The organism is Roseobacter cerffii (assembly GCF_054226325.1).
On record NZ_CM135757.1, the window covers coordinates 3,939,677 to 3,951,655 of the forward strand.

10 protein-coding genes are annotated in these 11,979 nt (G+C 61.2%); 6 read left to right on the forward strand and 4 right to left on the reverse strand.

The annotated features are described in order from the left end of the window. The first annotated feature begins 15 nt into the window (after positions 1–15). Genes ACVC7O_RS19180 through ACVC7O_RS19190 form a run of 3 tightly spaced genes read left to right on the forward strand, consistent with a single transcriptional unit; the run spans position 16 to position 3,151 of the window. On the forward strand, positions 16–1,098 hold the full coding sequence (locus tag ACVC7O_RS19180; protein WP_458323720.1) for an ABC transporter permease: 1,083 nt from the start codon (positions 16–18) through the stop codon (positions 1,096–1,098). After that, entirely contained in the window at positions 1,098–2,018 is a 921-nt protein-coding gene (locus ACVC7O_RS19185) for an ABC transporter permease (protein ID WP_458323721.1), read from the forward strand. The genes ACVC7O_RS19180 and ACVC7O_RS19185 overlap by 1 nt, the downstream gene beginning before the upstream one ends. 53 nt (positions 2,019–2,071) lie before the next feature. Next, positions 2,072–3,151 (forward strand): BMP family ABC transporter substrate-binding protein, encoded by a 1,080-nt coding sequence (locus ACVC7O_RS19190; RefSeq protein ID WP_458323722.1) that lies wholly within the window; start codon positions 2,072–2,074, stop codon positions 3,149–3,151. Between the two features lie 642 nt (positions 3,152–3,793). Here the strand turns inward: ACVC7O_RS19190 and ACVC7O_RS19195 are convergent. The 3 genes from ACVC7O_RS19195 to ACVC7O_RS19205 all read right to left on the reverse strand — a co-directional run bounded on the left by ACVC7O_RS19195 (position 3,794) and on the right by ACVC7O_RS19205 (position 7,354). Next, positions 3,794–6,286 carry a methyl-accepting chemotaxis protein gene (locus tag ACVC7O_RS19195; protein WP_458323723.1) on the reverse strand — a complete coding sequence of 831 codons (2,493 nt, stop codon included), beginning with the start codon at positions 6,284–6,286 and terminating at the stop codon, positions 3,794–3,796. A 146-nt stretch (positions 6,287–6,432) separates the two neighbouring features. Beyond that, positions 6,433–7,185 (reverse strand): methyltransferase family protein, encoded by a 753-nt coding sequence (locus ACVC7O_RS19200; protein ID WP_458323724.1) that lies wholly within the window; start codon positions 7,183–7,185, stop codon positions 6,433–6,435. A 10-nt stretch (positions 7,186–7,195) separates the two neighbouring features. Beyond that, positions 7,196–7,354 carry a hypothetical protein gene (locus ACVC7O_RS19205; RefSeq protein ID WP_458323725.1) on the reverse strand — a complete coding sequence of 53 codons (159 nt, stop codon included), beginning with the start codon at positions 7,352–7,354 and terminating at the stop codon, positions 7,196–7,198. 319 nt (positions 7,355–7,673) lie between these two features. On the opposite strand from ACVC7O_RS19205, the gene ACVC7O_RS19210 reads away from it, so the two are divergent. After that, the gene (locus ACVC7O_RS19210) at positions 7,674–8,495 is read left to right on the forward strand and encodes a VPLPA-CTERM sorting domain-containing protein (RefSeq protein WP_458323726.1); all 822 of its coding nucleotides are present in this window, start codon (positions 7,674–7,676) and stop codon (positions 8,493–8,495) included. A gap of 49 nt (positions 8,496–8,544) precedes the next feature. After that, complete coding sequence (locus ACVC7O_RS19215; protein ID WP_458323727.1) at positions 8,545–9,327, forward strand: alpha/beta fold hydrolase; 783 nt, start codon at positions 8,545–8,547, stop codon at positions 9,325–9,327. 135 nt (positions 9,328–9,462) lie between these two features. Here ACVC7O_RS19215 and ACVC7O_RS19220 read toward each other — a convergent pair whose 3' ends face one another. Next, positions 9,463–11,025: a winged helix-turn-helix domain-containing protein gene (locus ACVC7O_RS19220; RefSeq protein ID WP_458323728.1), complete on the reverse strand. Its 1,563-nt coding sequence runs from the start codon at positions 11,023–11,025 to the stop codon at positions 9,463–9,465. A gap of 132 nt (positions 11,026–11,157) precedes the next feature. On the opposite strand from ACVC7O_RS19220, the gene ACVC7O_RS19225 reads away from it, so the two are divergent. Then, positions 11,158–11,976 (forward strand): class I SAM-dependent methyltransferase, encoded by an 819-nt coding sequence (locus ACVC7O_RS19225; RefSeq protein ID WP_458323729.1) that lies wholly within the window; start codon positions 11,158–11,160, stop codon positions 11,974–11,976. Positions 11,977–11,979: the final 3 nt, after the last annotated feature.

Below are 11,979 nucleotides of genomic sequence, written 5' to 3' on the forward strand. Positions count from 1 at the left end.
CTGGAAGCCACCATCATGATCCGGCTCGAAAAACGCCCGCAGCCCAACCAGATGTTTGCCTATCTGACGCCACTGCTGGCCGTTATGGCCACGTTTTTCTTCGGGGGCCTGCTATTCGCCGCTCTCGGCAAGGACCCGGTACAGTCGATTCTGACGATCTTCTGGGAACCGGTCTTTGGCGAATTCGCCTTTTATTACCGCCCACAACTGCTGATCAAAGGAGCGCCACTGGTCCTGATCGCGATCGGGCTTAGCCTGGGGTTCAAGGCTGGCATCTGGAACATCGGCGCCGAAGGCCAGTACATCATGGGCGCGCTTTTTGGTGCCGGGTTTGGCCTTGCGTTCTATCCTACCGAGAGCGTGCTGATCTTCCCCGGCATGGTCCTCGCGGGCGCCTTCGGTGGTTGGCTCTGGGCGATGATCCCCGCCGTATTGAAGGTGCGTTTCGGGACAAACGAGATTCTCGTCTCGCTGATGCTGGTCTATGTGGCCGAGCAATTCCTGGCCTCCATGTCCTTGGGATTGTTGAAAAATCCGGAAGGTTTCGGCTTTCCGGGCAGCCGAAACTTGCAGCAATACGGCAGCGCCCATAACGCCGAGATCATCGCGGGCACGGGCATGCATTGGGGCGTTGTCGCTGCGCTGATCGCCGTCATCTTCGCCTATGTCCTGCTGACCCGGCACCGGTTGGGCTTTGCCGTCCGGGTCACGGGCGAGGCGCCGCGGGCCGCGCGCTTTGCAGGCGTGAACCCGAGCCGGCTCATTCTTTTCTGCCTGGGCATGTCCGGCCTTCTGGCCGGGTTGGCCGGGCTCTTCGAGGTCTCTGGTCCCGCCGGTCAGGTCAGCATCGATTTTAACGTCGGCTACGGGTTCACGGCGATCATCGTGGCCTTTCTGGGCCGCCTGCATCCCATCGGCATCGTGCTCGCCGGGGGGCTCATGGCGCTCACCTACATAGGCGGCGATATCGCGCAGAGCCAGTTGGGCCTGCCCGCCGCAGCCATTCAGGTCTTCCAGGGCATGCTGCTCTTTTTCCTCCTGGCGCTTGATCTTTTCACCAACTACCGGCTGCGAATCGGCCGGGCGGAGACCGCCTGATGGACCTGACCGCGATCAACCCGATCCTGCTCATCGCGGCCTTGATGAGCGCGGCGACGCCGATCCTGCTGGCCGCAACCGGCGAGTTGATCGTTGAACGTGCTGGAGTGCTGAACCTCGGGGTCGAGGGCATGATGATCCTGGGCGCGATCTGCGGGTTTGCCATAGCGGTCGAGACCGGCTCGCCCCTCACCGGTTTTGTCGCCGCTGCAGCTGGCGGAGCCCTGTTGAGCCTGCTCTTTGCGCTGCTCACGCAGGTCGCTCTGGCCAATCAGGTGGCATCAGGGCTTGCGCTGACGCTCTTCGGGCTGGGGCTCTCGGCGTTGCTGGGACAGGGATATGTCGGTGTCAAACCGCCCCGAATGGGCGATGTGAACTTCGGACCTCTCGCCGACATCCCAGTCGTCGGGCCGATCCTCTTCTCGCATGATCCGATCCTCTACATCGGCATCCTCCTCGTCGCCGCCGTCTGGGCCACGCTGAAGTTCACACGCGTCGGGCTGGTCCTGCGCGCGGTGGGCGAGAACCACGATGCCGCCCATGCCCTTGGCTACAAGGTGGTGCGCATCCGCACCCTTGCCATCATGTTCGGGGGCGCGCTGGCGGGCATGGGTGGGGCCTACATCAGCCTGATCCGTGTGCCACAATGGACCGAAGGTATGACCGCCGGTGTTGGCTGGATCGCCCTTGCTCTGGTGGTCTTCGCCAGTTGGAAGCCCTGGCGCGTGCTTCTGGGTGCCTATCTTTTTGGCGGCATCACGCAATTGCAACTCAACCTGCAAGGCGCGGGCGTTGCCATTCCCGTCGAATATCTGGCAATGTCGCCCTACATTATCACCATCGTGGTGCTGGTGATCCTCTCTGCGGATAAAAGCGCTGCCCCCGGCTCTCTGGGCCGGACATTCCACGCCTCGAGCTAGGGGCCAATCAACGCCTCGGATAAGGGGCGGTTCAACATGGGGAAGACCTGAACATGAAACTCACCACACTTCTGGCCAGTGCGGCTGTCGCATTGGGCCTGGCCACGGGCGCAGTTGCGGATGGCCATGAGAAAACGAAAGTTGGCTTTGTTTACGTTGGCCCGATCGGGGACGGCGGCTGGACCTATGAGCACAATAAGGGCCGGCTTGCTGTCGAGGAGGCTTTGGGCGATGCGGTCGAAACCGTCTATGTCGAAAACGTGGCCGAAGGGCCCGACGCCGAGCGAGTGATGACGCAGATGGCGCTGGATGGTGCAGATCTGATCTTCACCACCTCTTTCGGCTACATGGATGCGACGATCAATGTGGCGCAGAAATTCCCGGATGTGAAATTCGAGCACGCCACGGGTTACAAGCGCGCGGACAACGTGTCGACCTACTCGGCCCGGTTCTACGAAGGTCGTGCAATTCAGGGCCACATCGCGGGCAAGATGACCGAGTCGAATGTCATCGGCTACATCGCCTCTTACCCAATCCCAGAGGTGATCCGTGGCATCAACTCCGCCTATATTCACGCCGCCAAGGTGAACCCGGATGTCGAATTCAAGATCATCTGGGTCTACACATGGTTCGACCCGGCCAAGGAAGCGGACGCCGCCAAAGCATTGATCGAACAGGGCGCCGATGTGGTACTGCAACACACGGACTCCACAGCGCCTCAGGCCGCGGCGCAGGAGGCCGGCAACGTCATCACCTTCGGTCAGGCCTCTGACATGGCGCAGTACGGACCCTTCCCGCGGGTCTCCTCGATCATCGACGATTGGGCGCCCTACTACATCGCGCGGACGCAGGCCGTGATCGACGGCACCTGGGCAAGCAGCGACACTTGGGATGGTATCGGGCCGGGGATGGTTGCCATCGGCGAGATTACCGACGCGGTGCCAGCTGACGTGAAGGAAGAGGCTTTGGCGATGAAAGCGGCCATTGCCGATGGGTCCTACCACCCCTTCACCGGCCCGCTGAAAAAGCAGGACGGGAGCGACTGGCTGGCAGAAGGTGAAGTGGCTGATGACGGCACACTAGCGGGGATGAACTTCTACGTCGAAGGCATCACGGGCGACATCCCTCAATAGTCTCGAACTCTCTGGAAAGATCCCGCACATGTGGGGTCTTTCCAAGCCCAACCGCGTAGTCCCTCGACCGCAAACGCCCACTGCCTCTAAGCGCAGCCTGTCTTAGCTAGACAAACTCCGCGCGAACCAGACCCGGTCGACCCAAAGACTAACCATTCTGCATCTGCTTACTTTGGGCGGGTGCGCCATTTTCGCCAGCTGATCTCAACACGATGGCAGTGCAATGCGCAAACGCGATCTCGGCGCCAAGTCCGTGAGACAGATAACCGCTTGAGACGCTTCAGCCTTTGATGAGCGGGTCACCGCACAACAGGGCGAACGCCCCACCATTCATCAAAGCCCAAGCTTGTACAGCATCACAGATGCGATTTGGTATCGCAGCAGAGGTGGCCAGTGCGAGCCGCCCCTCCCGAAGCTAAAGCACCCACTATCAAACCGGAAGACGAGATTTGTGCCGGAAGGTCAGAGCGCATGGGCGGCAAAATGGCGATCCTGGGTCCGGCTCAATGCGGACTTTCGGTAGGCGCACCTTCAAACGTACAACTGCACAAAAGCGACTGATTTTAGTCGCATCTTTCGAGTCCAAGACTAGTGAACTTCGAATGCGATGCTGGCGGCCTTAGGAGAGGTCGGCCAACAACTCTACCCGGTCGATTTGAACTTCTCTCGGTGCTCATGTTCTACACCGCTCGAACCGCCTGACACTTCGCCCTTGTCCTTGCTCGCAGAGAACCGTTGGACTTGGTCGGTCAATTCGTTGGCAATCTGCGACAAGCTCTGGCTCGCAGCCGTCGTTTCCTCGAACATGGCCGCGTTTTCCTGTGTGACCTGATCGAGCTGGTTCATGGCCGCGTTGATTTCCGCGATGCTGTGTGACTGCTCCTCGGACGCTCCGGCGATCTGCGACACGTAGCCGGAGATATCCGAAATCGATGCGATAATCTGCTCCAGCGCGTCCCCCGCGTTTCCAACCAGTTTCACGCCGAGATCAACGTTTTCCGACGAGGTTGCGATCAGAGTGCTAATCTCGTTCGCCGCATCGGAAGACCGCTGGGCCAGGGCACGCACCTCTGATGCAACGACGGCAAAGCCACGACCAGCATCGCCCGCACGCGCGGCTTCAACTCCCGCGTTCAGCGCAAGCAGATTGGTCTGGAACGCGATATCGTCGATCACTTTGACAATCGAGGTGATCTCGGAGGAGCTCTGGGCAATCTTGCTCATCGCCGAGACCGCATCTCGGACTACACCACCCGATGTCTGCGCATTATCTTGTGCCGCACCCACAACCGAATGGGCATTTTTCGCCCCCTCCGCCGAGCTGGTCACCGAGGCGCTGATTTCGGACACCGCGGCGGCGGTCTCTTCCAGTGTCGCGGCCTGGCTTTCGGTCCGCTTGCTCAGTTCCGTCGCCGCACTTGCGACCCCGTCAACCTCCGACCGGATGGTGGTGGCGCTGGAGACAACGGAGGCAATTGCTTCCTCCAACCGCTCGACAGCGACGTTGAAATCTTGCCGGATCTTGTCGTTCGATCCAGCAAATGCATGGCTGATCCTGACCCCAAGGTCCCCGTCGGCAAGGACAGAAAGCGAGGAACTCAGTGAGTCGATCATCGCATCTTGTTCCATCTGAAGGCGCTCACGCTCCTCGGTTGCCGCGGCTTTCTGACGACGCTCATCAGTCACATCCGCTGCGATCAGCACTGAGCGTTTCAGATCACCATTGCCATAGAACACCGGGCTCAAACCTCCGAGCGCGTATGAAGACGTGCCGTCCCCCGCGCGAAGTTCGAATTCACTAAAGATAGCTTCTTTCGGGTCCGCCGGGCTGTCACCGACAAAGACGACATCGGAGAAGTTGCAGCTGTTCGCGGGTTCGCTGAGGCCCACCAACGCGCGAAATGCATCGTTTGCGTCTAAAAGCTGACCATCCGGTCCGAACTCCGCACGTGCCTGGTTGCGATCCAGCGAGTCGAGCACGGCAGCATTCAAACGCTCTTCGCTCACATCAGACCATTCGACGACATAGCCGATGCGCTCGCCGGCCTCGCCTTGAATTCTCGAAATATTCAGCTCGAGCATGACGTCGTCCATCTCGATACTGGCCTTGTGCCCATCCGCCCCGAGCGTCTCAAGCATGCGGCGTTGCATCTCTGCGCGCTTGTGGAAAATATCGATGGATTGCCCGACGATCCGCTCCGGATCAAAGGCGGGGATGCGCGTTTGAATCACCCCTTTGTGCTTTCGCACCAGATCGATCACTGAGGGAGACGCGTAGATGATATTGAACTCTGCATCCGCAATCATCATGGCGGCAGAGCCTGCGTCGAGTGCAGTACTCTTCATGGCGGCGTCTTTCCGAGTGGCCTCGGACGCTTGCAACTGCTCCCGGAAATCGTCGAGCGTGCGCGCCACGACCCCGATCTCATTTCCGCGGCGATATCTTGGGATCTCAATCTCATAGTTACCTTGGGCAATCTGCCTCATCGCAGCGGCAATCGAGAAAAGGGGTCTGGCCACCATCCGTTTGATTAAAACCCCGACCAAGACCATCATGAGGACGCCGACACCGGTCGCAAGTGCGACGGCAATGCGCTTCTGCTCCCTCGCTGCCGCATACAGCACATCGGTCCGCCAATCGAGCGCAACCACGCCGATCACATTGGCCTCGGCGCCATACCGAATGGGAACGGCAACGATTAACCGCTCGCTGTTGGACTGTGGGGCACTTTCTGCCAAGGCGGCCTGAGCAACCTGTCGCAAGGTGTCACTGCTGTGGCCGTCCAAAAGCTCTTCGGCGATCACCTCTCCGTCAACCGCGAGCACCAAAGCACCAGATGCGCTGCCCTCAAGTGCGTCGATCGTCTTGCGCAGAATCGCGCTGACATCTTCGGATTTTCGAAACCGCAAGGATGGCCCAGTCCGCTCGCCCAGCTGTGTCGCCACCTCAGTGCCGAGTGTCATCACGGAACTCGAGGCGATCATATCTGTCGCCTTGACGGATTTGTACGTCAGCACGCCGATGGTCAAGGCAGTCGACAGCGCCAGCGCGAACAAGCACTTCAGAAAGATCGAGTCGGGAAGACGCCACCGCTGGTGCTTTTTCGGACTCAGTACCGTGTCGCTCGCGGCCATTGGACGCGTCTCCTTGCTCTACGTTGCGTAGGGCAAATATGGATGAAAGGTCTTTCGGAAAGACTAAGGCGGCAGAGTATCTCGCGGCCCGAACGCGTGCCAATTGGCCCCCGAACAACCGCTCGGGGGCCAACAGAAATCTCCAGTCACATCGCGGCCAGACGTGGCCCGATACGCAAGCCGGGGATCAGCATGGGCACGGCCTTCTGATAGGCGGCATATCTCTCTCCGAAGAGCCGCAACAGCGCGCGTTCCTCGAAGTAGAGCCCGACAAAGATGTATGCCGTCATCGCACCTGCAAAGAGCAGATGGCCCCATGTCATCTGCGGTGTCGCAAACAACAAGATGACGATACCCAGCTGCATCGGGTGACGCACGATCCGGTAGAGCATGGGCGTCCGAAACACCGGCTCCGGCATCGGCTGACCACGCAGATGGGTCCAGATTTGCCGCAATCCAAACAGCTCGAAGTGATCGATCAGGAAGGTCGACCACAGAACGAGGCCCGCGCCGATCCCGAAGGCGGCGTAGGTCGCAAGAGCGGCTGGGCCCTCGAGCTGCCAGATCACACCGGGAAGCGGCTGCCACTGCCACATCGCCAGCGCGAGGCAAAGGCTGGACTGCACCACATAGGTGCTGCGCTCGGCTGCCGCAGGCAAGAGTTTGAGCAACTGCGTCTTCACCCGCTCCCGCGCCAGCAGGCTGTGCAGGAAACCGAAGAGCCCGATCAGGCCCAGGTTCACGATGATCGCATGCAGCAGGCTTACCTCCGCAGTTGTCTGCGTATTGATCCCTTTGGGAACCAGAAAGCTGAGCAGAAACCCTGCCATATAGGCGAAAACGGCCAGGAACAGAATATAGGCGATCACGCCATAGGCGAATATGAATATGCGCTTCATGGTCGCCTCCTCAGAACCGGAATGGTTTGGGAACAGCGGCGTGGTGCAGATGCTCCTGCGCCATATCCGCTGTCATGGGGTCGCGATAACGCGCCGAACAGTGCGCACATGGCGCGGCACGCTTGCGAGAGAGGCGGCGCCAAATCGCGCCCAGTGGATTGTGTTTCATATCAAATGATCCTTTTTCAGCAACTTGCGCGGCACCGGCGACCTGCCGGTCCGCGACATGGCAGCCTTATGTCTGAAAGAGGCAGGCGCGCGCTTGATGGTTGTCTGGGGATTTTCTGAAGAACGGCGGACGAGGTTCCCGGGTGCGAGACGCCACAGACGCACCGCACAAGAGTTCAAGAAATCCCCAGACGACCTTCAAGTTTCGCCAGATGGAACGCGCTAGGTCAGCGCCACACCCCGTGGGGCGCAGTCAATGCGCCAGTTCGGGGGCACACCACGCCGCGCTCAGCGCGGCATCCATTTCAAAGGACAACATAATGAAGAGACTATTGATCACCGCGGCCATGACCGTGCTCCTGCCGGGCTTTGCTGCCGCAGCCACGCTTTCGACAGTGGTCGACGCTCGCTACCAGTCTGGAGGCACCGCCGGGGGCGACAGCGTCACCGAGGTCATCGACACCAGCAGCGGTGTCCTGACGCAGGCGCTGGACACCTTCGCGCTCGCCGCGTCAGGCGCTTCTTCGGCTGCGGCGGATGTTGACCATGCCAACCGGCGGCTTCTGTTGTCGAGCACGGCCCGGAACTCCGGCAGCGCGAGCGAGGCCCTGCACTGGGCGCGGGCGCGCACCGAAGTAACCTCCCGCTATCGGGTCGAGGGCAATGGCACGTTGTTTTTGACGCTGGCGACCGCCGGGTTCGCCGCAGCCCTGACCGACCGGGACGACAACCGCAGCCTGACACATCTTCTGGCCGGGTTTCGCCTCGAGACACCAAACGAAACCGTCTCGGAGCGGGTCTCCAGCGCTGACCCCAGCGGCCCGATCTTTGGTCTGAACGGCAGCGGGTTTTCCATCGACCTCGGCGCCGCGGTTGACGTGCAGGATGGTGATGTTCTGACCCTGACTCTCTTTGGTCTGGCCGATTCCGGCGACTTCCCAAACCTTACGATTCCCCGCAAACCACTCGGCTCGTTCTTCGATGCGCGTGCGGAAATCTCCGCCAGCTTGAACCTGCGCGAAGATGGCATCCGGCTGGTGCCGGAAGAGATTTCGCCCGTCCCACTGCCTGCCGGCCTGCCTCTGCTGGTCGCCGGGCTCGCAAGCCTCGCCCTCGCGCGACGACGGCAGGCTGCCCGATAGGCTCGGGGTCGCACCACCATACTCAGGATTGATTTAAAGGATTGGTTTCATGAAAGATTTTGACACACCACCCGCCACGCTTCTGGCAATTCACGGATCGGCCAGCGCGGGCAGACAATGGCGCGCGCTCGAGGACGCCTTGATCGGCACGCGGCAGGTCATCGCGCCGGATATTCCAGGCTATGGTATCCTGACAGGTCATGCGGCGCGGTGCGACCGCGCGCAGGTCATGCGCAGCATTGTCGAGAGGATCGCCGAGCACTTTGATCTGGTCGCGCATTCCTTCGGCGCCGCCATCGCCATTTGGATCGCGAACACTTGGCCCGAGCGGGTCCGTTCCGTTGTCTTGTTCGACCCGGTTGTGCCGCCGTCCACGGCGGCGGGGCCTTTCCTTCCCCCCGGGCTGGATAATCTCAGACAGTCCGTGGCTGGTCGCGAGGGGGCCGATGTGATGGCACCCTTCATGTCCTACTGGGCGGCCCCCGGCGCCTGGGACACTCTGCCCGAGACCAAGCGCGGCAAGCTGGCAGCGCAAGCGGGCACGGTCTTACGTGATTTCGCTGAACTGACCTCGGGCTACTGGACACCGCGGTGCCGGACCTATGAGGGGCCGCTGACGCTGCTCTGTGGTGGCCGATCTCCCGACGCCATCGGCACAATCAGCGATCGGATGCTGGCCGCGTACCGCCAGGCGCAGCGGCGTGTCTTTCCAGACTTCGACCACATGGCACCCCTGACACATCCGGCAGAGGTCAATGACCTGATCCTGCAATGCCTTGAGGCCGCACATGACCAATCCCACGAACTGGACGTGGCCAATCTCGCGGCGTAAATCAAGAACGAGTGGGGCGGCGTCCCGGAGCAGACATCGGGGCGCCCCCCACCGATATCCCTATGACAAACCAAGATAAAAGATGGTGCCTGGCCACGACCAGACGCCGTCGGATCCAGCACCTCCCCGGCGCACTCAGGTAAACCCCAGCTCCCGCAGAGCCCGTTCCAGCTTTGCCCGATCCGCCGTACGACCATAGGGGAAGGCTTGGAAGAACATGCGTGACGAGGCGTCAGGGCGCATCGCGCGGGCGCGATCCCGCCAGCGCTCCGCCGACTGCTGGTTGCCATTGAGCGCGCAGGCCACCGCTGCGATCATCTTGATATAGAAATGCGCCCCGGGCGCCTGCACGGCGGTCTCGGCCAAACGCGCGGCCGTCTCGTAGTCATCCTCGAGAATGGCAGCCATCGCCTGAGTGCTGTGCATCGCATAGACCAGCGGATCAAGCGGGCTGAGCGACAGCGCAATCTCGGAGGCGGCGCGCCCTTCGGATGGCACCCCCTCCATCACCTGCAGCAGACCCCGGTTGTAGTGGGCCTGCGCAGAATTCGGGTTGATGCGCAACGCCCGGTCAAGCCACATCATCCCGGCGCCCAAGTCCCCTTCCAACCATCTCGCCCGCCCACAATTGAACGCAGCAAAGGGATCATTCGGATCGATCGAGATCGCGATCTCCGCCTCCTCTGACGCCCGGGCCAGCAATGCCGTCCGGTCATCGCCAAATTGCATGAAGGCGTTCTGCCAATGCACGAAAGACTTGCCGGAGTGGGCCCGGGAAAACGACGGGTCCAGCTCGATTGCCGCATCAAAATGCTTGGCCGCGATGAGGTTGTTGTCGGAATTGAAGCGAAAGATATGCGCAAGCCCAAGATGATAGTGCGACCACGCGTCAAACTCGGCCTCCGACAAATGCCGAGACGCATCCGCCTCATGTTTGGGGATTTGCAGATCAAGCGCGGAGATGATCGAGGACACGATCTCGGACCTGCCAAACTGAATATCGGCGAAATCTGCGGTGAACCTGTCCGACCAGATCAGGGCGCCATCCGAGGTGGCCAGCAGCTCGATGCCCAGACTGACCTGCCCGCCCAGCACCTCGACCACGCCGGTCACAAGATACCGTACCCCGAGTTGTGCGCCGATCTGTTGCGGCTCGGCCTCTGCCGGATCGAAGCGGAAAGAGGAGCCGCGGGAAATCATATGCAGCCAATGCACCCGCGATAGGCTCGAGACCAATTCCGCAGGGACCGCCGTGGCGAGATGAGTCGCGGTCCGATCATGGCTCAGCGGTTGAAAACGGAGGACTGCGAGCGTCGGTCGGCCAATGCCCGCAGCATCAAAGGACCGCGCCGGAGAGGGCGCAGGGGCTGCCTTGGCGGGACGCGCGCCGACCTCCGCCGCCTCGGCGACGAAGCGAAAGCCACGACCATGCACGGTGCGGATCACATCCTGTGCCGCACCGGTATCGCCTACGGCCTTCCGCGCCTGCTTGATCGCGGTCGATACCGTGGCGTCGCTCACGAAGCGACCGTTCCAGACCCGCTCGATCAACTCATCGCGCGACACCACCCGATCCGAATTGCAAATGAGATGAACCAGCACATCCAGCGGTTGGCGCTCAATGTGCACGGGCCCATCGGGCCCGCTCAGCTCAGCGCGTCGCGAATCGAGTACGTAGTTCCCAAACCCCCACTTCATATGGCGACCGTAGGCGATGTGCCTGAAAACACAAAGCTTCCGCATCAAATCCTCAGCTAATCTTCAAGCATCCTGGCGCCAGCTGCGCGATCTTTGTCGCACATTCCAAACTGCGTCAAAAAGGAGATTTCCATGACGATCCAAACAGATATCACGCCGGACTACGCGGCGATCAAAACCAAGCAGAACGCGGCCTGGGCCTCGGGTGACTATGCCGTTGTTGGCGCGACACTTCAGATTGTCGGAGAGCATCTGGCCGAAGCCCTCGATCTGCGCCCCGGTGCCGAGGTGCTGGATGTGGCGGCAGGCAACGGCAACGCGACCCTCGCTTTCGCGCGCCGCTTTCACGCCGTCACATCGACAGACTACGTCGGCGATCTGCTGGAGAAAGGCCGCGCGCGTGCCGAGGCAGAAGCCGCCGATGTCACCTTCGCGGTTGCGGATGTGGAAGACCTGCCTTTCGAGGACAATCGCTTCGATGCGGTCGTGTCCACCTTCGGGGTGATGTTTGCGCCCAATCAAGCGCAATCGGCGGCCGAAATGGCGCGGGTTGTTCGTCAGGGCGGCTTGATCGGCATGGCAAACTGGACGCCCGATGGGTTCATCGGTGAGCTCTTCAAGACGTTGGGCCGGCATATTGCACCGCCGCCCGGTGTACGGTCACCTGCCCTTTGGGGGGATGAAGCCGCCCTTGCAGAGCTGTTCCCGAACGCGGCCAACATCAGCTGCACCCCATCGAACTTCGTCTTCCGCTACCGCACGCCCGCCCATTTTGTTGACCTCTTCCGTCGGCTCTACGGCCCTGTGCACAAGGCCTTCGCCGCGCTCGACGAGGCCGGGCAGGACGCGCTCGAGGCGGACATGCTGGCGCTCATCGACCGGTTCAACACCGCCGAAGATGGGTCGCTGCGCATCCCCAGCGCGTATCTGGAAGTCATCATTCGCACCTGACGG